The following is a 25,119-nucleotide window of genomic DNA, read 5'->3' on the forward strand; positions in this document are numbered from 1 at the left end:
CCCTAAGGTTGTAAAAAAGTGGTCAATTCTAGCGCTTTAACATCGCGCGTATATCCGCCAATGCGCTATTGCCCCGCACGGCTTTGACTTCGGTCGGTGTATCGTCGTTGCCTTCCCACGCCAGATCGTCCGGCGGCAGCTCATCGAGGAAGCGGCTGGGCGCGCAATCAATGATCTCACCATACTGCTTACGCTTGGCGGCGAAGGTGAACGCCAGCGTTTGACGTGCGCGGGTAATACCCACGTAGGCCAGGCGGCGTTCTTCTTCGATGGTGTCGGCTTCGATGCTGGAGCGGTGCGGGAGGATTTCCTCTTCCATGCCCATGATGAACACGTAGGGGAATTCCAGGCCCTTGGACGCATGCAAGGTCATCATCTGCACGCCTTCGGCGCCGTCTTCTTCTTCCTGCTGACGTTCGAGCATGTCGCGCAGGACGAGTTTGCCGATGGCGTCTTCGACGGTCATTTCGCCGTCTTCGTCTTTTTCCAGGGTGTTCTTCAGCGCTTCGATCAGGAACCAGACGTTACCCATGCGGTAATCAGCGGCCTTGTCGCTGGAGCTGTTGGTGCGCAGCCAGTTCTCGTAGTCGATGTCCATGACCATGCTGCGCAGGGCTGAAATCGGGTCTTCGCCCGCGCACTGCTCGCGCACCCGGTCCATGAAACGCTTGAAGCGCGACAGACGATCGGTGAAGCGGCTGTCCAGATGCTCGCCCAAGCCGATTTCGTCGGTGGCGGCGTACATCGAGATCTTGCGCTCGGTGGAGTAGTTGCCGAGCTTTTCCAGCGTGGTCGAGCCGATTTCGCGGCGCGGTACGTTGATCACCCGCAGGAAGGCGTTGTCGTCGTCAGGGTTCACGATCAGGCGGAAGTACGCCATCAGGTCTTTCACTTCCTGACGCCCGAAGAAGCTGTTGCCACCGGACAGGCGATACGGCACCTGGTGATGCTGCAACTTCAGCTCGATCAGCTTGGCCTGGTAGTTGCCGCGATAGAGGATCGCAAAGTCGCTGTACGGGCGATCGGTGCGCAAGTGCAGGCTGAGGATTTCCACGGCCACGCGTTCGGCTTCGGCGTCTTCGTTGCGGCAGCGGATCACGCGGATCTCGTCGCCGTGACCCATCTCGCTCCACAGCTGCTTTTCGAATTCGTGCGGGTTGTTCGAGATCAGTACGTTGGCGCAGCGCAGGATGCGGCTGGTGGAGCGGTAGTTCTGCTCCAGCATCACCACTTTCAGGGACGGGTAATCGTCCTTGAGCAGCATCAGGTTTTCCGGCCGCGCACCCCGCCAGGCGTAGATCGACTGGTCGTCGTCGCCTACCACGGTGAACTGGTTGCGTTTGCCGATGAGCATTTTCACCAGCAAATATTGGCTGGCGTTGGTGTCCTGGTATTCGTCGACCAGCAGGTAACGCACCTTGTTCTGCCACTTTTCCAGGATGTCGGCGTGCTCTTCAAACAGCTTCACCGGCAGCAGGATCAGGTCGTCGAAGTCCACCGCGTTGAACGCCTTGAGCGTGCGCTGGTAGTGGGTGTAGACGATGGCAGCGGTCTGTTCCTTGGGGTTGCGCGCGTTTTCCAGGGCCTGGGGCGGCAGGATCAGGTCGTTTTTCCAGGCGCCGATCATGTTCTTGATCTCGTCGACGCCGTCTTCGCCCGAGTATTCCTTCTGCATGATGTCGGTCATCAGGGCTTTGACGTCGGTCTCGTCGAAAATCGAGAAGCCCGGTTTGTAGCCCAGCCGCACGTGTTCCTTGCGGATGATGTTCAGGCCCAGGTTGTGGAAGGTGCAGACGGTCAGCCCGCGGCCTTCGCCGGCGCGCAGCAGGGTGCCGACCCGCTCCTTCATCTCGCGTGCGGCCTTGTTGGTGAAGGTCATGGCGACGATGTACTGGGCGCGGATGCCGCAGTTCTGGATCAGGTGCGCGATTTTGCGCGTGATCACGCTGGTCTTGCCGGAGCCTGCGCCGGCGAGCACCAATAGAGGGCCGCCGACGTAGTTCACGGCTTCTTGCTGCCGGGGATTGAGTCGGGACATACGTAAATTCAGAAGTCAGTCACGAAATGGGCCGGCATTTTAACAGGCTCAGCGAATTGTGCTGCTCTGTCCGACTTGTGACGTACAACGCTTTCTGTATTTGCCGGTTTTGTTACTTTCACGCAGGATGCGCAATAAATTTGCGGCTAATGTTCGTAATTCCAGATACAAAGACCGCGTTTTGATAATTGATGTCATTGCCATTGGTTATCGGCACGGCATAATGCCGGTCGCCTACATCTTTGCAGAGTCTAGGGAGCTAGCTTGTCTACGCCTGTCGAACCCTTGCGTTTGCTGTTACTGGCCGAAGAGCCAGCGTGGGCAGCGTTGTTGCGCGAGTGTCTGGCTCCGATGGGGAGCACGGCCGTGCTTATCAGTGCGCCGAGCTGGGACTCGGTCAGCAGTCTGTTCGATGACAACCGCAGCGCGGTGTTATTGACGATCCCGGCACTTCAGCCGGCACCCGGGCGTTGCAATCTGCCGACGGTGTTGCTGCTGGATCACGAGCCCCAGACCCCGCCCGATGGCGTGAGTGACTGGTTGGTGCGCGATCTGCTCGATCACGGCATGTTGCGCCGTTGCCTGCGCCATGTGCGCGAACGTGGCGTGCTGGAAAACACCCTGCAACGCCTGGCCGAGCAAGACCCGCTGACCGGCATCGCCAATCGCCAGGGTTTTCAGACCTTGCTGACAGCGCGGCTGGCGGAAAACGACGGGCGCGGTCTGGCTCTCGGTCACCTCGACCTCGACAATTTCCGTTACGCCAATGATGCCCTCGGTCATCAGGCCGGTGACCGCCTGATCCTGCAAGTGGTGGCGCGGCTCAAGAGCCAGCTTGAGGCCGGCGATCAGTTGGCGCGCCTGGGCAGTGATGAATTTGCTCTGCTGATCGACACTCGTCGCGCTCCCCAGCGTGCCGAGTGGATGGCCGAGCGCATCAGCGAAGCATTGGCCGAGCCTTATTGGGTCGATGGCGAAAGCCTGCTGATCGGCTCCAGCCTGGGCATTGCCCATGCACGGGCCCAGGCCGGTGCGGACCCGCTGATGTGGCACGCGCACATCGCCATGCAACAGGCCAAGAGCACCCAGGGCTGCACCTTTCACATTTTCAACGAACGCATCAACCGCAATGCCCGCAGCATCGCCGACCTTGAAAGCGAACTGCGCCGGGCGTTGCGTCGTGACGAACTGGAACTGCATTACCAGCCACGGCTGAACCTTGAAGACGGGGAGATCGTCGGCCTCGAAGCCCTGGTCCGTTGGCGTCATGCCGAGCGCGGTTTGCTGCCACCGAGTGAATTTGTACCGCTGGCCGAGCAAAGCGGCCTGATCGTGCCGCTGGGCTACTGGGTGATTTCCCGGGCCTTGCGCGACATGCAGGCGTTGCTTGAACTGGGTTTGCCGCCGCTGCACATGGCAATCAACCTGTCGTTCCGTCAGTTCCAGGACAGCCAGTTGCTGTCGACCCTGAGCCGTTTGATCGCCGAACGCGGTGTCGAGGCGCAATGGCTGGAATTCGAATTGACCGAAACCGCGGTCATGCGTCGCAGCGATCTGGTCAAGCAGACCATGGACGCCCTCGGGCGCCTCGGTGTGCGCTTCTCCCTCGACGACTTCGGAACGGGTTTTTCGTCGTTCGTGCACCTCAACAGCCTGCCGATCACGCTGCTGAAGATCGACAAGAGCTTTGTCGGCGGCATGGAGCAGCGCGAGGAGAACCGCAAACTGGTCCACGCGATGATCAACCTGGCGCACAACCTCAACCTCGAGGTCGTGGCTGAAGGCGTGGAAACGCCGGAGCAGCTGGATTTGTTGCGCGGGTTTGATTGCGATCAGGTGCAAGGGTATTTGATCAGCAAACCGTTGCCGCTGGCCGAGTTGGTGGAGTACCTGACGTTCGACGCCAGACAGCAGCCGATGATGGAAATCGTTAGTTAAGGCGCCACAAGTCACCTGTAGGAGCCGGCTTGCCGGCGATGATGGCCTGACAGCCAGCGATGATGTGACGGTCAGATCGCTATCGCTGGCAAGCCAGCTCCTACAGGGATCTCAGTCTGGCTGAGCGACTGTGAAACCGTTCCGTTGCGCTGGCTCGCGCTCGATCATCCGTTTCATCTTCCACTCAAATCCAAGCGTCAGGCTCACCGCCGCGCACGCCAGCCCCAGCGCCAAACCCCACCAGACGCCGGTCGGTCCCCAGTTCAGGTGAAACGCCATCCACCAAGCCGCAGGCGCGCCAATCAGCCAGTAGCAACCCAGGCCGACGAGGAACGTGGTCTTCGCATCCTTGAGCCCGCGAATGCAACCCATGGCAATGGTTTGCACGCCGTCGAACAGCTCGAACCACGCGGCCACCGCCAACAGGCTCACCGCCAGACTGATGACTTCGCGGAAGGCCGGGTCATTGTGGTCGAGGAACAGACCCACCAATTGATTCGGCAGCAGCCAGAACACCATCGCGAAACACAACATCGCCGCCGCACCGAAGACTATGCCGACACGGCCAGCCAGGCGTGCGCTCAACAGTTGCCCCGCGCCGTAGTGCTGACCGATGCGCATGGTGATCGCGTAAGAAATCCCCGCCGGCACCATGAACGCCACCGACACGATCTGCAGGGCGATCTGGTGCGCGCCCAGTTGCGTACTGCCCATGGTGCCCATGCACAGCGCGGCGAAAGCAAACAGCCCGACTTCCACCGCGTAGGTGCCACCAATCGGCAGGCCCAGGCGCCACAGCTCCTTCAGGTACTGACGGTTGAGTCGCGATAGACCCTGGCGCAGCGGATAGTCGTTGTAGGCCGAGTGCCGACGGATGTGCCACGCCAGTGCCAGCGCCATGAGGTTGGCGACAATCGCCGTCACGAGCCCGATCCCCATCAGCCCCAGTTTTGGCAGGCCGAACATGCCGGTGATCAACGCATAGTTGAGCAAGAAGTTGGCGACCGTACCGCCCACGCTGATGACCATTACCGGTGTTGCGCGGCCGATGGCACTGGTGAACCCGCGCAGGGCCATGAAGCTCAGGTAACCGGGCAGGGCGAACGGCAGGAAGATCAAAAACTGACCGGCCGCGTTGACGTTGGTTTCGGTTTGGCCAAACAGCAACAGGACCGGTTTGAGGTTCCACAGCAGCAGGCCGGCAACCAGTGCCATCAGCCACGCCAGCCATAACCCGGCCTGGGTCAATCGGGTCGCTCCGAGGATGTCGCCGGCACCTTGCCGGATCGCCACCAGGGTGCCGACCGCGGCAATCACGCCGATGCAGAAAATCGACACGAACGAATAAGTCGCCGCACCGAGGCCGCCTCCGGCCAGCGCCTCGGGACTCAGGCGCGCCATCATCAATGTGTCGGTGAGGACCATCAACATGTGCGCCAACTGCGAGGCAATCAACGGCCCCGCCAGCCGCAGGATGGCCCAGAGTTCAATACGCGCTGGATGCTGCATGGTCATCACGCTCGAATATCAGAGAGAACAGGAAAGCGTCGATTCTCGGCGCTTTGCGGGGATTGCACAAAGGGATAAAAAGGATGGATGGCATGATTCAAACTCATGCTGAATAGTTTCTGCTAGGGTTGGCGAGTCCCGCTGTAGGAGCATTCCTGATGTCACGTCGTCTTCCTCCCTTGTATGCCCTGCGCGCATTCGAAGCGGCGGCGCGGCACAGTTCGTTTACCCGCGCCGCCGAAGAACTGTCGATCACCCAAAGTGCGGTCAGCCGGCATATTCGTACGCTGGAAGATCATTTTGCCTGCCGCTTGTTTCACCGCAGTGGCCGCAACCTGCAACTGACCGAGTCGGCCCGTTTGCTGTTGCCGGGTATTCGCGAGGGTTTCACAGCCCTGGAGCGGGCCTGCAACACCCTGCGTGCCGAAGACGACATCCTGCGCATGAAAGCCCCGTCGACCCTGACCATGCGCTGGTTGCTGGCGCGCCTCAGCCGCTTCCGTCATCTGCAACCGGGCAACGAAGTGCAATTGACCAGCGCCTGGATGGACATCGATACGGTGGACTTCAATCACGAACCCTTTGACTGTGCCGTCATCCTCAGCAACGGGCATTTTCCTCCGGACTGGGAGACAACTTTCCTATTCCCCGAAGAGCTGATTCCGGTGGGCGCACCGAATCTTCTGAAGGATCAACCGTGGGACGTTGCGCGCCTGGCCAGCGCCGAGCTGCTGCACCCGACGCCGGACCGCCGTGACTGGCGCAAGTGGCTGGAGCGCATGGGCCTGACCGATCAAGTCTCGCTCAAGGGCGGGCAGGTGTTCGACACACTGGAACTGGGCATGATCGCTGCCGCCCGAGGCTATGGTGTGTCCATGGGCGATTTGCTGATGGTGGCGGAGGATGTTGCGCAGGGACGTCTGAGTTTGCCGTGGCCGACAGCCGTCGCCAGCGGTGAGAATTATTACCTGGTCTGGCCGAAAACCCGCCCTGGAGGTGAACGTTTGCGCCGCCTCAGCGTTTTCCTCTTGGGTGAGGTTCGGGCCATGGAGTTACCGGCGGTCGAGCACCTGAGCTGAATCGATGTGGCACTGTGACTGCCTGGGGGCTGGAAAGCCTGGCGCGGACTTGCGGCATGATGTTGACCGGTTTCGTTGAGGCGCCTCTGAGATAGCCATCGCGAGCAGGCTCCAACACTGTATTTGTGATCGACACAAACCCTGTGAGAGCGAGCCTGCTCGCGAATGGGGTCACTTCATTTCAGCATGCTTCCCAAGCTAATCACACTTGGCATTACTGGATAATTCCTTGCTTGCCTGTTTCAACTGGTTGCCCAGTTCAGCCGCGTTGGTGCTGTTGTAAACCCGGCCGCCGGTGTTTTCAGCGATGCAACGTGACGGGCCGCCAACACCGATTTTCACCACGTTGACCCGCAGGCGCGGTTGTTCCCTGGCGATTCGACGGGATACCGCGCAAACGTCCTGCCCGCAACCGTCTTCTCCGTCGACAAACATCACGATAACCGCATCGTTATTGCGCCCGTCGACGGTGCTCGCCGCGTGGGCCAGGCTGTCGGCCAGCGGTGTGCCATCGTCGGGAACCAGACCTCGAATCCCGTTGATCAGCCTCGGGCGGTCGCCGAACCTGAACACACCCCGGTCCGGTGTTCTTTCGCAGCCGGCGAAGGTGATCAGGCGTGTGTCGATCTTCGGGTCCAGCCCGTTGATCATGCTGGCCAGCGAGTCCTTGGCGACGTCCATGCGGCTGGGTCTGGCGGTGAGCCGCATGGTGCGGTTCGGGTCCAGGAGCTTGTTGAGGTCACTACCGAAGAACCAGTCCTCGTCGGCTTTCACTGACTTGATGTTCAAGTTCATCGAACCCGAGGTGTCGAGCACCACCACGAATTGCGGGATCTCTGAGTTCGGCGCATTTTTACGGCATGCGAAGTTGTCCAGCGTTGGGGCTGGTGGCGGGGCAGCCACTACCGGTTTGGGTGGTGGAACCGGTTTGGGTGGCGGAATCGGCTTGGGTTCCGGTGCTGGTTTTGGTGGCGGGACCGGCTTGGGTTCCGGTACTGGTACTGGTACTGGTACTGGTACCGGTTCTGGCGCTGGTACCGGAGCAGGTTTCGGTTCCGGTTCCACGACAGGCTCGGGAGCAGGCTCAACCGGTTTCTCAACCGGCGTCACCACGGGCGCCACCGGCACGACAGGCGGAACCACAACAACCGGCTCACGGTGCAGGAACCACCAGAGCCAGAGCGCCAGAAGCAGCAGCAACAACGCGAGCAAGGCCGCCGCGATCCACCAGCCTCGACGCGATGGCGGCACGACCGGAGCGAGAGGTACCACCGGCGGCACGATCGGTTTGGGCGGACGCAGGTTCCAGCGCACCACCAAAGGCTCACCGTTGAGGCTGTAGAGTTTGTCCAGCTCAGGCGCGCCGAGCAGGCTGCGCAGGTCATCCGCTTCCGTCGGTTGACCGCGTTTTTGCAGTTCGTCCGCCAGCTGTCCAAGGGACGTCTGTCGCACTTCATAGGTTTCCAGCAAACGTCGTTGCGCGTCCTCGTTGAGGTCGGCATAGGGCGTGGGTTGGCCGCCCAGTTCGGTCCACCATTCCAGCACGTCGCCGCTGCCCATTCGCGGGATGGCAAACAGACTGGCGACGGTCGGCGGAAAGTGTTTCTGGATGAGGGCGACTTTGGCTTGCAGCGCACTCATCCCCTCCGATGTGGCTTGCGCATCCCTGATGACCCGCTGCATGACGACGATTCCTGAAAAAGTGCAGGCATCCGTCGGGATGCCCTGCGGGGTGAAAAGTTACTCTTCGTAGCCGAGGCTGAATTGCAGCTGATTGACCTTCTTCTGCAACGTTTTCAGTTCTTGCTGCTTGGCCGCCAGCGTCGCTGGCGTTGATTGGGTCGTTGGCGCCGCTTGCGAAGCCTTGAGCTGCTTCTCGAGGTCGGCAATTTGCTTCTGCACCTGGGCTTCATTGCCACGGCGGGCCTTGAGCGAGGTCAGCAGTTGCGCCAGCGACTGATTCAGCGCCGCCTGGGATTTCTGCTGGCTGGCCAGATCGGTCTTGGTGCTGAGCTGCTGGGCCTGAATGTTCTCGTACACCTGATGGAACATTGCGTTTTGCTGGCGGGACTCGCTCAGGGCCAGTTCCTTCTGCTTGACCTGGTCGCTGTAACCACCGGAGTAGTCGCAATTCATCTTGGTCAGCATGCTGCTGTCGCGATTGGTTGCATCGCACTCGCCGGGCGTGGTCGCGCAACCGCTCAGGGCCAGGACGGCGGTGATAACCACCAGTTTTCGTAGCGTCATGTGCTTAGCCCAGTGTGATTGCGGAGCGTTGGCTGTACAGAGCATCGACTTCCTTCTGGAGGGTGACGACTTTCTGGTTCATTTTCTGAATGTTCATGTCCACCTGCCTGATCTCGGCGCTGGTGCCTTGTGAGCGCTCGGCGTCTGCCACTTTGCTGTACTCGGTGACTTTGGTACGCATGTTGGCCAGGTCCTTACGCAGGCGCGCGATGTCCGAATCGATCCCGGCGATTTGCGCCTGAGCCCTGGACTTGTCGACCCTCTTGTTGGCGATGTCCTTTTTGATCTGGGCGATTTGCGCCTGGTCATCATTGATCACTTGCTGAGCGGTCGCGGTACGGGCGATCACCTTCTGCGTGTCTTGCTCGACGTCGCTGTTCATTTTCGCCAAACGGGTGGTGGTGTCGGCGTATTCGGCGCGACGTTGATCCAGGTAATAGTTGGCGCCCATGGCCACGCCGCACGCGGTAATACCGGCGGCGACGACGCACACGGTTTTGTTGTTGCTGTTGGACAGTGCGCAAGCGAGGATGGCGACACCGGCGCCGACGGCGCAGGCCTGGTATCCGGACTTGCTGAAGAAATCTGCGTCATTGCCCTGGGTCAGGCGCGGGTCGGCACCGTCGCCCTCGCCGAGCATGGAGCTGCCAGTGTTGGCGCAACCGGTCATTAGCAGGCTGCCGGCGACTACGAAAGCGATCTGTAGCTTGAAGCGAGTCCAAAGGCTGCGCGACATGGTGAAACTCCTACATAACGGTGTTGACGCGTTGTTATTGAGTGACGGTTTTGCAGCTGGTCAGCCAGGCTTCAGTGTCGATTTTCTGCTTTTGCAGGAACGCCTTCTGATTGGCCCAGTGGGTGCGCAAGTAAGGCTTGAGGTCTTGCAGCTGTTTGTTGCGGCTGATGATTTCTTCCATCACCGGGACTTGCGTTTCAAGCAGAGGCTGGCCGTACAAGGTAGCCGATTCCACCAGGCTACTGGCGTAGTAACGGCTGAGTTTGTGCAGGCGATCCTTTTGCTCTTCGAGCTTGCCTTTACGCATGTCGCAACTGGCGTCTTTGTCCGCGCCTTCGCAATTGAGCTTGTAGTTTTTTTGCAGGAAGTCCACGTACTGGCCATCGTCGAGCATCTTGGTGCACAGGAAAGCACCCAGGTTGAGGCTGGCACGGATCGCCTGGTCGCGGGTTTCTTCCTGCTGCTGGTTGCTGGCACGCAGCTGGCTTTCCAGGGCCTGGAGTTTTTCCTTGAGCGCTTTGTCTTCGACGCCCGAGGCGAGGCTGTTCAGGGATTGTACGGTGCCTTTGTCGGCGGATTCGGGGTCCTTGCTGCCGGTGCCGAGTTTCTTCCAGCTGCTTTCGATGCTGGCGACCCGTTCGCGAGAGGTGAGGGTCGGTGAGACCATGACCAAGCGCAGGCCGGTGGTCTTGTTTTTCACCTGGCCTTCGGCGTTGTAATACGGCTCTTCCTGGCGCAATGCCGTACGCAGGTCGGCTTGCGCGGTCAGGTAGTTGCCGCCACGGACGACGTAGCCGCCGGCCTGACCGTGCTGGCGGTCGAGTTTGTTCAGGCGAAACGGCTCGAACATCATTTCGTCGACGTTACCGAGCATGTCATGCAGGCCCAGCGAGTTGGGCTTTTGCAGACCGGTCAATTGCACTTTGCCGTTGGACGATTGCGCCCCGGCGAACCACTCGTAGGCGTTGATGCCTTCAGGCATCGGGTAGTGCGTGTCGCGGAATTCAGCGGCACTGACTTCCAGACCGCCGCGTGCGGCGAACTCCCATTCGACTTCGGTTGGCAGGCGCAGAAAGCCTTGCGCGCCGTCTTCCTTGGGCAGCTTGCCGGCGGCGTTTTTGCGCAGCCACAGGTTGTACTTGTCGGCGGCGTCGATGGCTTGCACCCAGCTCACCGCCGTTTGCGGCAAGCGCATTTTGGTGGCGGCGGTGGGGCAGGTCGCTTCGGTCAGCGCGGCGTATTGCAACTGACTCATCTCGTACTTGGCCATCAGGTAGTAGCGGGATTTGTCGTTCTTGGCCCCGGTAAAACTGCCGGCGATAAAGGTCGGACGGGTCTGTTCGACATAGCCGTATTCCGCGCCGTCCTGACCGATGTTGATCGGGTAGTCATCCAGCGGGCCGGCGACCGGAATGAACACCTTGCGAAACACCATCGAGCCTTCGCAGGGCATTGGCAGCACCACGTCGGCGGCGTCTGGCATCGGGTTGTAATACTTCGCTTCCCAGCCTGCCGCCGAGGCGCAAAGCACGTAGCCGAGGCTCAGGGGCAACAGCAAGCCAAAACGTTTATAGCTCACGCAGACTCTCCGCAGGTTGGATGTTGATGGCTCGCAGGGCGCCGATCGCGGCCACCCATGCAGCGACCAGGAAGGTCAGGAGCAGGGCGGCAACGCCATGCCAAGCGGTAATGTGGCAAACGAAGGTGCCGGTCGCCTGGCTGCTGCCGAGCAAGTAGTCGAACAAATGACTGCCTACAGCATAAAACCCCAGCCCGCCAATGTAGCCGGCAAGGCTCAGCACCAGCGCTTGCAGGACCACGAAACCGCCAACGGCCCGGCGTTTGAAACCCAGCAGGCGCAGGACCGCCAGGCTTTTGCGTTTACGGTCGATGTTGGCCAGGAACGCGCCCACCATCGACGCCACGCAGCCGATCAGTGCCGCCATGGCGATTACACCGAAGATCAGCCCCAGCACATGGTTGATGGCTTTGACGTTGTCGATGTCGGCCAGTCGGCTGGAGGTTTCGATGTGTTGTTCGTTGAGCCAGTGTTCCAGCGGTGCGACCTGATCGATGTCGCGTGCATAGACGCGGGCGCGGGCATACAAGGGTTGCAGATTACCCTGAGGCTTGCCGGTGTCAACGCCGAACCCGCTGACCTGATAGCCGTCGCGAAAGCGCTCCAGATCCAGCAGCAGCGGCGGGGCGACAAACCCGGCAGCGCGACCGAAGCGGGCACCGTCGAGCACGGCCAGTACCGTCAGCGTCATCTCGCCACGTTCATTGACACCGTCCAGGCGGCGCAAGGCCCGCATCTGCACGCTGTCGCCTACCTTGGCCTGCAAGCGTTGCGCTGCGCTGGCGCTGAGGATCACTTGATTGCCGACGGGGTTGAGTGACGCCAGGTTCAGTTGTGGGTCGCCCGGCTCGGTCGCGATGATTTCTGCGCCTTCGACAAACCGTTGCATGCCAATCTGCAAGTCAGCCTGGGTATTGAGGGAGCGGGTCTGGCCGAGGGCAAAACCGGTCTCGGGGCGCTGGCGCAAACGCTCGATCCAGGCCGTGTCGTAATTGCCGTTGCTGAGCATTTTCACTTCAAGGTTGCGCGGGTCACGCAGCAGTTCGTCCTGCAGCTGGCTGACCACCCCGTGTTTGAGCCCGAACAGCAGCAACAACGGTGCGATCACCGCCACCAAGGACGCGGCGATGCACAGAGAGACCTTGCGGTCGTGCCAGAGGTCTTGCAGCGCCAGTGAGCCCAGCAGGTGCAAGCGATCAGTCCATCGGTTCAAACAGAGTCTCTCCCTGGCGGCTGATAGCGCCGAGTCGCGGCAAGCCGAAATCCTTCAGCAAGGCCCAGTCATGGGACACAACGAGTGCGCTCAGGCCCATGCTCGACACCAGGCTCAGCAGCAACTCGAACAAACGCCGGGCACTGTGAGGGTCGAGCGCGGCGGTCGGCTCGTCGGCCAACAGCAGCAGCGGTTCATGGGCAATTGCCCGAACGCAGGCCACGCGCTGGCGTTCACCGATCGACAAGGCCTGCGGTTGTTTATCCAGTAACCCTTGCAGGCGCAACACATCAACGGCGTGGTCGATGTGCTCGCTCCTCGCCGGCATCCCGAGCAAACGGCGCGGCAGGCTGATGTTGTCCCGCACGCTCAGGAATGGCAGCAAGCCGCCGCTCTGCAAAATGAATCCCAAATGCCGTGAACGCACCGCTGCCAGAGCAGGCTGGTCGTCAGTCGCCAGCAGATGGGCGATATCCTGAGCGGGCGCCGCGCCCAGTCGAAAGCGCTCGAGTTCCACCGGCGCGAGCAACAGGCCGATGGCTTCGAGCAACGTGCTTTTACCACTGCCGCTTTCGCCGGTGATGGCGAGGATTTCCCCGGCGCCAACCTGCAAGTGCGGCAATCGCACGTGATGAGCCTGTGCGCCTTCACCACGGCGCACCAGCAGGTTCTTGATATCAAGCATGGGCGTCTCGTTAAGGCATCATTTCCAGTGGTACGGGGTAGACGTTATCCCGCGCATCGCTGTCCTTGGCCAACGCTACCCAGCGGTCGACATCGGCGTTGTAACGCTGGTAATGCCGCAGTTTGGTGTTCAGCGTGCGGATGAATTTCTCTTGCGCCAGACCGTCCCAGCTCTTCCAGGTCTCTTCATCCAGGTTCAGCACTTCACTGTGATAAGGCAGGTCTTCGAGGTATTCACCGAGGACGCCCATGTCCGCCAGTTTGGCGTTGCCGTTCTGTTTGAGCTGATTGGGATCGGCGCCCATGGTCGCCGCCACGGAACGCAGGCGATCGAACATTTCCGTCGGCGAAATCAGGCCTTCGTTGGCGGCATCGAGAATCTGCTTCATCACGTCGCTCAAGTCGCTGAGCTGGGATTTGGTCAGCAGCACCCGCACATCGGTGGTCGGAATGTTCTGCTTGATCAGGTCGCGGTCAGTGATCCACGCCTTGAACACCGGCGGGGCCTTGCTGTTGGTCTTCTCGCCGAGGTAGGCGAGTTGCATGGCGTGGCCGATCAGCGCCGCGTCTTCGAGCATTTTCTTCTCGGCCGGGTCCTGCTTGGCATTCGCCGCGCTGCCGATGGCGTCCTCGCCCATGTAGGCGGCTTTCACCTGTGTCGTGATCGCCCCGGCCAGGGCGTCAACCTTGCGCCCGAATTCTTGCACATCCCCAGCATTCACCGGGTAGTACAGCGAGGTGTTGGTGCCCGGGTAGGTCGACAGGTTCTGGTACTGCGCCTCGGCCTTGGCGTGGTCCTTGGCCCCGGCCGGGGTTTTCAGGTGCAGGGTGTAAATCGCCACGCCCGGGTTGGCGGCTTCCATACGCACCTGTGAGGCACTTAAACCGGTCTTCGACAGCTTGTCGTCACCTTCGATGGCGCCCGCGTCAGTGATCAGCACCACGTAGCGCGCGCCGAACTGGTTCCAGTCGACCTTGTCGATGCTCTCCATGACGCCAGCAAACGAGTCTTCATCGAAACTGCTGCTCGACACGGTAGCCTGCTTGAGGTCGGCGATTTTGGCGAAAAAGTCGGCGCTGTCTTTCACCTTGGTAGGGTCGGCGTACATTTTGGTGGTGTATTCCAGCCCAGGTACCGCCTGGGTGTTGGAGCGGAAAGCCACCAGGCCGAATTTGACCTGCTTGCCGAGATTCTGCGCTTCGATCTTCTGGTATACCTTGCGGATCGCCTCGCGGGTGCGGTCGATGTAGGGGTCCATCGAAATCGTCGAGTCGATGACAAATACCACGGCCGCACTGAACTCCTTCAGCTGGTTGGCCTTTTTCTCTTCGGCTTCCTTGCTGCCGGCAGCGCTGGTTGCAGCACCACCCTTGGCGCTCTTGTCATCCGGCTTGCTGACGGAGGCGACGTTGAGCAGGCGCGTGCGGAAACCGCTTTCGGTCATGACTTCTTCGCCACTGAGCACCGGCAGCAGGTAGAACTGCTTTTGCAGGTCGACGAAGTATTCAGGTTCTTCAGCCAGTACGCCCGGTGCTTGCTGGCCCTTTTTCAGCGTGGCCCGCAGCGGCGCGACTTTGCTGACCGGGTCCGGTGCATCAAGAATGCCTTCGACGGTGGCGCGGTCCTTGAAGAACAACAGCCGGTCACGGTTGGCCGGATTGGTGAAGGCCAGCGTCAGCTGCATCTTCCAGTCGGTGGTGCAGCTTGCAGGCAGCCAGCCAATGGTTTTGCCATAGCTGTCGGGGCCGACTTTCAGCCATTCGGCGTTGCCTGCTTGCGCGCGCTCGTACACATAAAAGCGGCTGAAGACCGGTTGTGCGTCACCTTCGGCACCGCCCGCCGTCGGGCTGATTTTGCAGCCCGGCGTGGTCAGCACGCGTTGAAACAGGGTCTTTTTACCGGCCTGGATCAGCGGTTTGTCACCGGCCTGGGACAGCGGGCTGATGCACAGTGCGAGCAAGGCGGCAGCGCTCAGCAGGAATCGACTCATGGGCGAACGGATCACTTCTGCAACTCCTCGAAGCGCTGCTTGGCTTCGGCGTTGTTCGGGTCCTGGGTGAGGATGGTTTCGTACCAGTAGGCGGCGGTAGCGTTGTCCGCGGTCGGGAAGCACTCGCTGGCCTTCAGGTATTTAGGGTCGTATTCGCGGGCATAAGCATTGGCGATCAGCGTGTCACCGGCCTGGGCACGGTTGGCGTACAGACGCTGGGCGACGCCGCAGTGTTTACCGGCCTTGGCCTGGTTGATGATCTCCAGCAACCTGGCGCTGTCGGGGGCCGCCTTGATGCAGGTCTGGACGAAGGTCAATTCGGGCAGGCTGTTCATGCTGTCGAGGGTGCAGGCTTGAGCATCGGCGCCGGCGGGTGCGGCGGCAGTGGCGGTAACCGCAGGGGCCGGGGTGCGTTTGTAGAACCAGAATCCGGCACCCGCTGCCAGCAACAACACCACAATCAACAGACCGATCAGGCCTTTGTTGCTTTTCTTCACCGGTGGAGGCGGCGGCGTGTAGGCGGGCTCGGTGAGCACCGACTCCAACTCCACTTCGGGTTCGGCGGTGGACAAGACCAGTTCAGGCATGTCCGGGATCTCCGGGATCTCCACCGGTGGTACGCTCGGCGTCGTCAGTTCGGCGCTGCCGTAGGTCGAGCGCGTCTGGCCGCCGGCCGTGGACGGCAGCAGCCCAACGCCTGGGCGAACCACGCCTTTATCGGCATGACCGTGGTTCTGTTGGCGCAGTTCGATCTGGAATTGCGAATTGGCGCCGCCTTCCAGCAGCGGGTCGACCACGTTCGGGCCGACCTGCGTTTCCAGGGCTTCGTCGTTGGCCGTGAGGTTGAAACGCGAGACCTTGAACCAGAATGGATTGTTGCTCCAGGTCTTGTGGTCCTGGAGGTAAAAACCGTCCTGGTTACGCTGAATGGAAAACTCCAGTTGTTCCTCGTCACCCTGCCATTTCTTCACAGTGAGGCGGGCCTGGCCAGGCACATTGGGCTCTAACGCGAGCAGGTCGACACGAATGGGCATTGCTTATCTCGCTGCGAAGGCTGTGAGCACTTGGCCCAGCCGTTCGTTCTGTTCAGGGGTGATTTCTCGTCCGGCACCATGGCCGGCATTGTCCTGCGTGATGTAGGCCAGGCCCGAGAGCCAGTCGCCCAGATACCGCTGTGCCTGATTCGCCGGTTGCGCTGGCAGCACGGGCACTTGTCCCGGGCCAATGTCGGTGTAGAACGAAAACAATGGCTCCTTGGCCCCGGCGCGGCTGTTTGGGCGCTCGCTCACCGGTTTCTGGAGGTAGCCGAACCAGGACACGTAATCGCGCAGCACCCGTTGCACTTCCAGTACCTGGCGCTCGACCAGTTGATCGCGCCGCGCGCCGCTTTGTGCACGTTTGAGGACGGCGCGGCTCAGTTGCCCCGGCAAGTCCTGGCGATAACCGGCGGTGATCAGTTCATCGACCACCGCTTCCAGCAAGGCCTTTTCCAGCCCCAGCAGGTTGAGCAGGCTTTGCCGGGTGGTCAGTTCACGCAGGTGTGCGATCCAGGCCTTGAACGCCGCTTTGGCGAAACGGTGCTCGTTGCTTTGCAGTTCGGGCGCCGGGGTGCCGGTTTTGCTGCTGACGGGCGCTTCGTGGCTGAGGTCGTCACTGAAATCGAAATTGAAACCGGCGTCGTTGCCATACAGGCTCTGGCTCGGTGTCGGGGCGACCGGCTCGTCTTTCGCGGCCGGCACGTCATCGGTTTCGTACACGCCGCTGAGGTACAGGTCGCGGACCTCTTCGCTCGGTATGTCGAGTTGATCGATCAACTCACCGAGCACCGCCGGACGACGACCCAGGCCTGTCAGAATCATTTGCGCCTTGGCTTTCTTGGCGGCCGCGGCGCTGTCGTCGTCGGCGTGGTACCAGGTGCTGAGGCCGTGAGTGGTCAGACCTTCGAGGCATTCGCTCAATTGCTCGCGGATGCGCTGCAATTTGAATTCGATATTGGCCACGCCTTTGAAACTGCCGCTGAAGTGGCTGATGCCACCGTCATCGTTGCGCAGCATTTCTGCCCAGGCGTTGACCGGGTTCTTGATGTGTTTGCACACCAGGGCGTTGCTGGCAAAGCTGGAACCCAGTGCGTCGACACGTTCTTGATAGATGGCGTTGAGGCCGGTTTCCGCGCCGGTCGCGTCTTGCCCGATGAACGCCGCGTCCATACGCGGTTTGCGCACCAGGTAGGTATTCTGGAACGGTGTGCCGGCCCAGTCGTTCATCCAGCTCAGGCTGCCGAAGCGCTCCAGCATGGTCAGCTTGACCATGCCGTTCCAGCTCTCGTCGTACTGATCGGGTGTCAGGCTGAGGGAGTTGGTAATGCGCAGGTCGAGCATGGTCAACGCCCAGATCAGCCCGGTGTCGCGTTTGCTGCGAGCGGCCGAGTCGGCGCCCTGGGTTTTTTCGATCCAGCGGGTCAGCACCGGGCCCACGTCGTTGACGTCGCTTTGCTTGGTCGAACCGGTGCAGACCACCAGTGCGTTCATTTCCTGGTTGTCGGTGTAGCGTTCGAACAGATAGGCGACCTTGCCGCGCAGGATCAGTTGGGAAACGGAGTTGTCCTTGGCGGTGGATTGCGGGTCGTTGGAATTGGCGATCTCGTGCAGTTTCTGGCGTCCGCGATAACCGGGGAAGTCCAGCAGGTCGACCTGATTGACGATGTCATCAACCGGCGCTTCGATCAGGGGGAAGGTCATTTCGGCGGTCAGTGCCGCCAGTTGCGCGACCGCAATTGCCTGACTGTTTTGCAGGCGATCGCCAACCAGCGGTCGAACATCGATCGGCAAGTCCTGCGGGCTGCCGAAGCGTTCGAGGATGTCGACGTTCATGATGCTGTCGCGCTGGCTGTAGGTGTCGTTTTCGAAACTCACCAAGGCCTTCAACGGTGCGAACACGGTCTCGGGCAGACCCAGCTTGTGCAGCGCGCCGGCCAATTGCTGGTACACGCGCGTCAACTCGCTTTGCTCGCCCCAGAGAATCGAAAACAGCTCGGCCCGTTCCTGGAAATTCAGGCGTGGCGCCAGTTGCAACGCTTTGGGCCAGTACAGGTGCTCAAGCTTCTTCACCGAGTTGCGGAAATTGTCACGCAGGTAATCCCACAGCGACACCAGATCGTCGGCATTGACCCCCGTTTGCAGCGGGCCGGTTTCGCGGCCCTCGAACGGTTTGAGCGCGCGCTGGATGCGTTCTTCGTCGATCTCGTAGGAAATCCGTTCAAGGTCGAAATCCTTGAACCAGGCGTTGGCGAGAATCTTTGCCAGCTCGATTTCCTTGAACAGCGTGAGTTCTACCGGGAAGTCCTTGTCCTGGCTTTCCGTCGCCCGACGGCTGAAGCGCGTTACCAGGCCGGTGGCTTCCTTGCCACCACCCACCGGGTTGATGTGCTTGATGAAGTCCAGGCGATGGTCGCCGAACTCGGTCTCCAGCTTGCCGTTCTGACCGGCGGCGAGGGCCGAAATCAGGTAGGACTTGCCGGCCTGGGACAAACCGAAAAAGCCAATGGTCATCGGCGTACAGGCCACGCGACCGAGGCTTTGGGCCAGGTTGCGGGCGCGGTGCAGGCGGATGTTCAGGTTGTCGGCTTCGCTGTCCAGGCGCGGCGCATTGCCGCGCGTCTGGCCTATCCAGTCCAGCGCCTGACCGGCGCCTTCATAAACAGCGGCCCAACTGGCAGAGAGCTGAGTTTGATCGGGGGTCAGGTCATTCATTTGCGTTTCACACTTCCACTGTCGAGCCAGTACTTGGTCTCGCTCAGGCCGGCGTCGAGCATGGTGTTGAGTTCCAGTTCGAGGTCGCTGCGCGGGTTGAAGTTGACGTTGTTGCTGTTGGATTCGATGTCGCGGACCGAGAGGCGGTCGCTGACCAGATCCTGTTTGCGTGTGTATTTGTCTGCTGGTTTGACCTCAAACCGCACCTTGAGCAGCGGGGCGCTGCCGTTTTCACCGATTGCGCGGGAAAACTTCTCCCGACCCGCCTTGGTGAACCGCAAGGTGTACAGCGGCGAGGCGGCCCAACGGTCGGTGGCCAACTGGCGGAAACCGAGGCGCAGGTCACCGCGCATTTCCAACTGTGGTGTGTCGGCGCCGTCGCCCGTGCCGATTTCCGGCAGCTTGATTTTGTAGTCCTCGGACTGGATGTCGCGGTACAGCACGTCGGCATCCTTGATCACGTTGTTCAGGTCGATGACGCCGATGTGCTTGACCGTCGAATACGGCTTGAGCGCCGACGCACGGAAGTAGAAGTTCGGCACGCTGTGGTTGGCGCACAACAGGCAGAGCATGGCGCCGACCGAGGCGGTGCTTTTCGGGTCGTCGATCCGGCCGTTTTTGTGAAACGGATACCAGCCGCCGGTACGGTAGTTTTGCAGCGCCAGAATGCGCCCCGGCGGCAGCGGCAACACCTTGCGAATGAACGCCTGGATGCCGGGCAGGCGCGAAGGGCGGCCTGTCAGCAGCAAGACATCACACGGGTAATGCGCAACCACTTCACACAGCGCACCAAGGATCTTGGTGATGTTGATCTGGTCATTGAGGAACGCGGCGTGGAGCTTTTGCAGGTCGAAGCTGATCGGCGCGGCATACAGGTCGAAACCACTCTGACCGCCGACATCGCGACGCACGGCGGCATTGACGTAGTCGAGCACGGTCTGGCTGATTGCGTTGTCACCGAGCAGCTGGCGGTAGCTTTGCGGGGTGACTGCTTGCGGGACCTGCGGATCGTAATGCTCGTACGCCTTGAGCAGCGCCAGGCCCAGCGGGGCGAACACCTGGAGGTTCAATTGCTGACGCAGGATCATGTCCTGGGCGCTGACCGATTCATCGCCACACAGCCGTGACATCAGCGAATCCGCAGCTTTCACGCCAGCGTTCTGCAAGGCTTTTTCGAAACTCGGCAGGACGAAGTCCTGAATCACGTCCAGCAGGATGTCGTCACCGGCCACTTTGAAACCATCGCGAAAACGCTGTTCGGGCACGATGTGCACGTTGCTGCCGCTGCCGGTATTACCCGCGCGGTCGAGGCGATAGTCGGTGATCACCAGGTCGGTGGTGCCACCGCCGATGTCGATGGTCGCGAGGGTGATGCGTTGGCGGTCGGCCTTGTCCGGCCGGGCGATGGTGTCGAAAAACTCTTCCGGATGACCGGCGAAGTTCTCGTTGACCTCGGTGTACAGGTACACCAACTGGCCGCAGGACGCTTCGTCCCATTCCACGCGGATACTCGGGATCGGCGTGCGTGGGCTGACGGCCTGATCCTGATGTGGATCTTCCTCGCCGGCATGCCAGCCGAGGCTTTTCCACACCAGGCCGATGGCTTGCAGCATGCGTTCGTTGAGGATGCTGCGCTCGGCCTGCGGCATGCCCGGCGGTACGGTCAGCGTGATGCTGTTGAGTTGGCGCGGCACGCGGGTGTGACCCTGGCGCGAACGCTGGGCCGGGCTGTTGATTTGCGACAGCGCCTGGGCCAGCACTTCGGCGAGCATGAAGGTCATTAGCGAGCTGCGTGAATAACGCGGCATGAACACCGGCAGACGATCGTCTTCTTCGAGGCTGTATAGCGCCTCGCCGGTTTCGTTGATCAGGTGCGAGAACGGCGTGGCGGTGGCGTACGGCTCGTTGTCGGTCTTTATGTACGAGCAGTTGAAACGCCAGCCGTGGCCATAGGCGTTTTCGTCCCACAGATAGCGTTTCGGGCTGGACAGGCCGGTGGAGCCTTCGGTGCCGCGACGACGACTGGCCAGACGACTGGCCTCATTGCCGACGCGGGCAATCGTCGCCCATTGGAACGCATCGTGACGACCGCTCTTGACCGAGCAGTGGTCCTTGCCGAAGTACGCCTGGGCGAATTCCACGCGGCTTTCGAACGGCAGGTTGTATGTGTGTTCGGGGGTGATCAGGTCACGCAGTTCCAGCACGTAATTCTGCTTCAGGCCGGAGCCGGCCTGACCGTGGTTTTCGATCAGGATGCCGCAGGTGCGCGAGTTGCCGACGTCCAGCACCAGGTCCACTGGAATCGGTTTGACCAGGCCATTGCTGTCGTTGGCGACCACTTTCAGCTCAGGGATTTCAACTTTCGCCCGGGCTTTCGACGGCTGGGCGGATGACGGTTTGCTCAACAGGCTGAGCAAGTTGAGGTAGTGCGCCAGGTGATAGTTGGCACGGATATCGATGTCCAACTCTGCGCGCGAACGGTGGGCATTGCCCTCATTGAACACTTCCAGCAACCACTCGTTGACCCACGGCTGCGCCAGAAACCAGCGGGTTTCGCTAGCCTTGGTCGCCAGTTTGAAAGATACGCCGGAGCTGATGTCTTCTTCGTTTGGCGCCAGATATGCAGTGCCGTCACGCTTGGGCATCACACGGCTGTCGAACGCCATCGTCAGGCGGTGGGTGTTGCCGTCGATGTCGGGAGTTGCCAGTTTCACCAAGCGCATGCGCGACCAGTTGGTAGGGCCTTCGTCGAAGCGATGCGGCGGCATGAAACGGAAAAACGGGGTCGGCAGCCAGATACCGTCGAGCAAATCGAGGCTGCTTTTCATGTCGACGCTGAACGCAGGTTTGGCCTTTTCGACCTTTTCCGGTTCGGGCTCGTAGAAAAAGAAGTCTTTCTCTTCGTTATACGCCAGGCGGCAGATCAGCCCGCTGATCATCGGTGCGAACTCACCCGCCGGTTCCTTGCGGGGATCCAGGCGCAGGGCGAAATCCATGAACTGGATGCCGGTGTCGCTGACCAGCGTGACGGTGTCTTCGAATTGAGTGACTTCAGGCAACATGTCGGGTTATTCCGTTTTTATTCGGCCACTTGCCGCATGGACATGGGGAATTGATCTTTTCCGTAACCGCCGGTGCAGTCCGCGACCGTGGTCGCCCCTGGGCGGCAGTTGACCTTGGGCATGTCGTAAGTGCTGCCATCGCCGCAAACGGCCTGGCCCTGACTGTCGATGGCCAGGCTGCCACCCTTCATAGTAGCGCTCACCGGCCCACTGCATTTCGAGCCGTCGGCCTGGTGTACGGTGACTTGGCCCTTACCGTCCTTGAGCTGGTATTCCAGACGCAGCGGTTTGCCGGTTCGGCGGTCCTGTATCCCGGCGCCTGCGTTGTACTGGCCGTCGAGGAACTTGGCGGCTCCGTCGGCGGCGTCTGGTGGGATGCTCAGGGGAGGGCCGGCTTTTGCGGCGGCGGATTTTTCTGCCTCGGGCGACGTGACATCCGGCGGCGCGGTTTTGTTTTCGGGGGGGGCGGCTTTGTTTTCGGCTGCCGGGTCTTTGGCCGGGTCTTTGGTCAAGTCGGCGGGTGCTGCGCCAGCCTCGTTACCCTCGACGCCCGGCGTTTCCAAGCCCTGTGTTCCGGGCACGACGGTGCCGGTTCCTGTGGTGGAGCCTATAACGGTGCCTGTCACAGGAACGCCATTGAGCGTCGTGACATTGCCGGGCAGTTGCGGCTCTTCCAGTTGTTTTTCCACCGGAACGATGCCCTCAGGCAGCAGGTCCACAGCCACTAATGGAATCGGGACGCAACCGCGCAGGCCGAGCAACAGCCACAAAAGCAGCAGCAGGAGCGGCAGCAGCAACAGCCACCACCACCAGCGCCGCCACCACGGACGGGCAACTACCGGCGCAACAACAGGCGCTTCGACCACGGGTGGCAGCGTGAATGCGGGCGGAACTTGATAGAGGCAGTACAGGGGATCGCTAATGCCGCTACCAGCATGCTCGAACCCCCAAAAGGTCAGCACCGGTTTGCCTTGCACCAGGTAGACAAAGTTTTCGTCAGGGAAATGAATCACTCGCTTGAGTAGCTTGCCAAAGACGGCTTTGTCGCCTTGCTGCTGCTCACCGGAATCAGTGACCAGGAAACGCTGGCTCAATTCCTCGAGTGCAGTCTTGAGGGCTTCAAGTTGGCGTCGGGCAGGGGCGCGCTCTTCCTCGGTCGCGCTGCTCCACGGGATCACATCGCCGTCGAGGGCGCTGTACCAATCGATCTGGTTGCCGAGCTCATCGCTTTGAGGAATGGCCAGATGATCGACCAAATCGGGGTTCTTGCGGCGAATGGCTTCGCGCAATTGCAGGGCTGCCCGGTAGACCGGTTGACCTGTTTCGCCGAGGGCAGTGAATGACCCGCTCTTACCGCTGCGTAATAGTGCCCCGCGCATTCAAACTCCATACGATCCGTTGCGCAAAAATGACAGACAAATGCGTCTGTACTTGCTCCTGCAATTAGCGGGCGACCTTAGTGTCATCATGACATCGCCGTCAATCTGCCGGAGCTTCAACCGTATGAGACTAACGTAAGCGTGCGGAGGTTGCATAAGGTCAATTTTAATTGGCTTGGGAAGGCTCGGGCGTAAGCTTTATTAAACCTGATGAATCGTTTCATTCGTCATGATTGGAGTTCACCGCTCAAGGACGTGGATCCATTTTTCATCGAACTCAACGGACGTGGCGGTCTGGGCTGGAGCGCCGGCATCAGCGGCCACTCGATTGAGTGCCGAAGATTGGGTGAAAGAGCAGATCAGTTGGTGCTCGGCCGATACTGCAGCGCCTCAGCCAGATGATCGCGGGTGATGCCTTCAACTTGCTCCAGGTCCGCCAGGGTCCGTGAGACTTTAAGCAGTCGATGGGCCGCTCGCAGCGACAAGGTCAATCGCTCACATGCCGTTTCCAGCCAGGTTTCGTCGGCTGTGGATAACTTGCAGTGTTCGCGCAGGCCCGGCAGATCAAGGAAAGCGTTCGCGCAGCCCTGGCGTTTTTGTTGTCGCTCTCGGGCGTTGGCAACCAGCACTGCGGCTGTTGCGGTGTCATCACCGGGTTTCAGCGCAGGGTTCAACGCTGTGGCTTCCCGAGCGACGGTCAAGTGCAGGTCGATTCGGTCCAGCAGCGGTCCCGACAGTTTGTTGCGGTAACGCTGGACCATGTCCGGTGTACAACTGCATTTGCCGCTGGGCTCGCCAAGATATCCACAGGGGCACGGGTTCATCGCGGCAACCAATTGGAAACGGGCCGGGAAGCGGACACGATCCTTGGCGCGGGAGATTACGATCTGACCGGACTCAAGCGGCTCCCTTAACACCTCCAACACCTTGCGATCGAATTCGGGAAGTTCGTCGAGAAATAGAACGCCATGATGGGCGAGGGTTATTTCACCGGGTTGCGGTTTCGAGCCGCCGCCGACCAATGCCGGTCCGGAAGCGGAGTGGTGGGGTTGGCGGAATGGTCTTTGCGGCCATTGGCTCAATGGCACGCAACTGGTAACGGATTGAATGGCTGCGACTTCAAGAGCTTCATTTTCGGCCAGCGGTGGAAGCAAACCCGGTAAACGACTCGCCAACAGCGTTTTCCCCGTCCCCGGCGGCCCGCTGAGCAAGAGGTTGTGAGCCCCCGCCGCTGCAATCAGCAAAGCGCGCTTGGCCGAGAGTTGGCCCTGCACTTCATTCAAGTCAGGATAGGGTTTGCTGGCATAGAGCAAGCCGTTGGAGACATAAGGCTCAATCGGTGTATGCCCATTGAAATGCGCAACGGCCTCAAGCAGATGATCCACCGCAATCACTTTCAGTCCCGAGGCCAGGCACGCTTCCTCGGCGTTAGCTCGCGGCACCATCAACCAGCGCCCGGCCTTGCGTGCCGCCAGCGCCGCCGGCAGAACCCCACGAACCGCCCGCACCGCGCCCGAGAGCGCCAACTCCCCAAGGCATTCCACATCATCGAGCGTCAACGTCGGCACCTGCACACTGGCCGAGAGAATCCCCAGGGCAATCGCCAGATCGAACCGTCCGCCATCCTTGGGCAAATCCGCAGGCGCCAGATTCAAGGTGATCCGTCGTGCCGGAAATTGCAGCCCCGAATTGATGATCGCGCTGCGCACCCGGTCTTTGCTTTCCTTCACGGCGGCCTCGGGCAAGCCGACCATGGTCAGCGACGGCAGGCCGTTGGCCAGGTGAACTTCTACGGTGACGGCAGGCGCTTCCACACCCACCTGGGCGCGGCTGTGGACGATGGAGAGGGACATGGTCGTTCCTTGAAATGACGGGAGCCGCTTCCTGCGGTTTTTTCAAGGGTAGTCATAAGTGC

At 60.8% G+C, this 25,119-nt stretch carries 16 protein-coding genes; 2 read left to right on the forward strand and 14 right to left on the reverse strand.

Annotated features, from left to right (window positions below):
- Positions 1-28: 28 nt before the first annotated feature.
- Positions 29-2,038, reverse strand: coding sequence for a DNA helicase Rep (rep, locus tag QYH43_RS07240; RefSeq protein WP_095057630.1), 2,010 nt, complete (start codon positions 2,036-2,038; stop codon positions 29-31).
- Positions 2,039-2,302: 264 nt separating this feature from the next.
- Here rep and QYH43_RS07245 point away from each other — a divergent pair, with 264 nt between their 5' ends.
- Positions 2,303-3,976, forward strand: a complete 1,674-nt coding sequence (locus QYH43_RS07245; protein ID WP_095057629.1) for a bifunctional diguanylate cyclase/phosphodiesterase — start codon at positions 2,303-2,305, stop codon at positions 3,974-3,976.
- 111 nt (positions 3,977-4,087) lie between these two features.
- Here QYH43_RS07245 and QYH43_RS07250 read toward each other — a convergent pair whose 3' ends face one another.
- Positions 4,088-5,485, reverse strand: a complete 1,398-nt coding sequence (locus tag QYH43_RS07250) for a NorM family multidrug efflux MATE transporter (protein ID WP_301156726.1) — start codon at positions 5,483-5,485, stop codon at positions 4,088-4,090.
- A 158-nt stretch (positions 5,486-5,643) separates the two neighbouring features.
- Here QYH43_RS07250 and QYH43_RS07255 point away from each other — a divergent pair, with 158 nt between their 5' ends.
- Positions 5,644-6,564: a LysR substrate-binding domain-containing protein gene (locus QYH43_RS07255; protein WP_095057627.1), complete on the forward strand. Its 921-nt coding sequence runs from the start codon at positions 5,644-5,646 to the stop codon at positions 6,562-6,564.
- Positions 6,565-6,762: 198 nt separating this feature from the next.
- Here QYH43_RS07255 and QYH43_RS07260 read toward each other — a convergent pair whose 3' ends face one another.
- From QYH43_RS07260 to QYH43_RS07315, 12 genes are all read right to left on the reverse strand, one after another.
- Complete coding sequence (locus QYH43_RS07260) at positions 6,763-8,247, reverse strand: VWA domain-containing protein (RefSeq protein WP_301156728.1); 1,485 nt, start codon at positions 8,245-8,247, stop codon at positions 6,763-6,765.
- Between the two features lie 57 nt (positions 8,248-8,304).
- Complete coding sequence (locus QYH43_RS07265) at positions 8,305-8,811, reverse strand: hypothetical protein (RefSeq protein ID WP_301156729.1); 507 nt, start codon at positions 8,809-8,811, stop codon at positions 8,305-8,307.
- 4 nt (positions 8,812-8,815) lie between these two features.
- Positions 8,816-9,547 (reverse strand): hypothetical protein, encoded by a 732-nt coding sequence (locus QYH43_RS07270; protein WP_095057624.1) that lies wholly within the window; start codon positions 9,545-9,547, stop codon positions 8,816-8,818.
- Positions 9,548-9,581: 34 nt separating this feature from the next.
- Positions 9,582-11,126, reverse strand: coding sequence for an SUMF1/EgtB/PvdO family nonheme iron enzyme (locus QYH43_RS07275; protein ID WP_301156730.1), 1,545 nt, complete (start codon positions 11,124-11,126; stop codon positions 9,582-9,584).
- The gene (locus QYH43_RS07280) at positions 11,116-12,339 is read right to left on the reverse strand and encodes an ABC transporter permease (RefSeq protein ID WP_301156731.1); all 1,224 of its coding nucleotides are present in this window, start codon (positions 12,337-12,339) and stop codon (positions 11,116-11,118) included. Before QYH43_RS07280 ends, QYH43_RS07275 begins: the two co-directional genes overlap by 11 nt.
- Positions 12,323-13,024: an ABC transporter ATP-binding protein gene (locus QYH43_RS07285; protein ID WP_301156732.1), complete on the reverse strand. Its 702-nt coding sequence runs from the start codon at positions 13,022-13,024 to the stop codon at positions 12,323-12,325. The genes QYH43_RS07280 and QYH43_RS07285 overlap by 17 nt, the downstream gene beginning before the upstream one ends.
- A 10-nt stretch (positions 13,025-13,034) precedes the next feature.
- A complete protein-coding gene (locus QYH43_RS07290; protein WP_301156883.1) occupies positions 13,035-15,014 on the reverse strand; it encodes a vWA domain-containing protein in 1,980 nt (659 codons plus the stop codon).
- 11 nt (positions 15,015-15,025) lie between these two features.
- Positions 15,026-16,048: a hypothetical protein gene (locus QYH43_RS07295; protein WP_301156733.1), complete on the reverse strand. Its 1,023-nt coding sequence runs from the start codon at positions 16,046-16,048 to the stop codon at positions 15,026-15,028.
- A gap of 3 nt (positions 16,049-16,051) precedes the next feature.
- The gene (locus QYH43_RS07300; protein WP_301156734.1) at positions 16,052-18,763 is read right to left on the reverse strand and encodes a virulence factor SrfC family protein; all 2,712 of its coding nucleotides are present in this window, start codon (positions 18,761-18,763) and stop codon (positions 16,052-16,054) included.
- On the reverse strand, positions 18,760-21,825 hold the full coding sequence (locus QYH43_RS07305) for a virulence factor SrfB (RefSeq protein ID WP_301156735.1): 3,066 nt from the start codon (positions 21,823-21,825) through the stop codon (positions 18,760-18,762). Before QYH43_RS07305 ends, QYH43_RS07300 begins: the two co-directional genes overlap by 4 nt.
- Before the next feature lie 17 nt (positions 21,826-21,842).
- Positions 21,843-23,204, reverse strand: a complete 1,362-nt coding sequence (locus QYH43_RS07310; protein WP_301156736.1) for an SrfA family protein — start codon at positions 23,202-23,204, stop codon at positions 21,843-21,845.
- Between the two features lie 359 nt (positions 23,205-23,563).
- The gene (locus QYH43_RS07315; RefSeq protein WP_301156737.1) at positions 23,564-25,057 is read right to left on the reverse strand and encodes a YifB family Mg chelatase-like AAA ATPase; all 1,494 of its coding nucleotides are present in this window, start codon (positions 25,055-25,057) and stop codon (positions 23,564-23,566) included.
- Positions 25,058-25,119 lie beyond the last annotated feature (62 nt).

The organism is Pseudomonas sp. C32 (genome assembly GCF_030417915.1).
In the GTDB taxonomy this organism is placed as follows: domain Bacteria; phylum Pseudomonadota; class Gammaproteobacteria; order Pseudomonadales; family Pseudomonadaceae; genus Aquipseudomonas.

Excerpts from the sequence above, each read along its gene's own strand:
- QYH43_RS07300 (WP_301156734.1), bottom strand. The coding sequence starts at position 18,763 with ATGAATGACCTGACCCCCGATCAAACTCAGCTCTCTGCCAGTTGGGCC.
- QYH43_RS07290 (WP_301156883.1), bottom strand. The coding sequence starts at position 15,014 with ATGAGTCGATTCCTGCTGAGCGCTGCCGCCTTGCTCGCACTGTGCATC.
- QYH43_RS07305 (WP_301156735.1), bottom strand. The coding sequence starts at position 21,825 with ATGTTGCCTGAAGTCACTCAATTCGAAGACACCGTCACGCTGGTCAGC.
- QYH43_RS07270 (WP_095057624.1), bottom strand. The coding sequence starts at position 9,547 with ATGTCGCGCAGCCTTTGGACTCGCTTCAAGCTACAGATCGCTTTCGTA.
- QYH43_RS07250 (WP_301156726.1), bottom strand. The coding sequence starts at position 5,485 with ATGCAGCATCCAGCGCGTATTGAACTCTGGGCCATCCTGCGGCTGGCG.
- QYH43_RS07260 (WP_301156728.1), bottom strand. The coding sequence starts at position 8,247 with ATGCAGCGGGTCATCAGGGATGCGCAAGCCACATCGGAGGGGATGAGT.
- QYH43_RS07310 (WP_301156736.1), bottom strand. The coding sequence starts at position 23,204 with ATGCGCGGGGCACTATTACGCAGCGGTAAGAGCGGGTCATTCACTGCC.
- rep (WP_095057630.1), bottom strand. The coding sequence starts at position 2,038 with ATGTCCCGACTCAATCCCCGGCAGCAAGAAGCCGTGAACTACGTCGGC.
- QYH43_RS07315 (WP_301156737.1), bottom strand. The coding sequence starts at position 25,057 with ATGTCCCTCTCCATCGTCCACAGCCGCGCCCAGGTGGGTGTGGAAGCG.
- QYH43_RS07265 (WP_301156729.1), bottom strand. The coding sequence starts at position 8,811 with ATGACGCTACGAAAACTGGTGGTTATCACCGCCGTCCTGGCCCTGAGC.
- QYH43_RS07285 (WP_301156732.1), bottom strand. The coding sequence starts at position 13,024 with ATGCTTGATATCAAGAACCTGCTGGTGCGCCGTGGTGAAGGCGCACAG.
- QYH43_RS07295 (WP_301156733.1), bottom strand. The coding sequence starts at position 16,048 with ATGCCCATTCGTGTCGACCTGCTCGCGTTAGAGCCCAATGTGCCTGGC.
- QYH43_RS07255 (WP_095057627.1), top strand. The coding sequence starts at position 5,644 with ATGTCACGTCGTCTTCCTCCCTTGTATGCCCTGCGCGCATTCGAAGCG.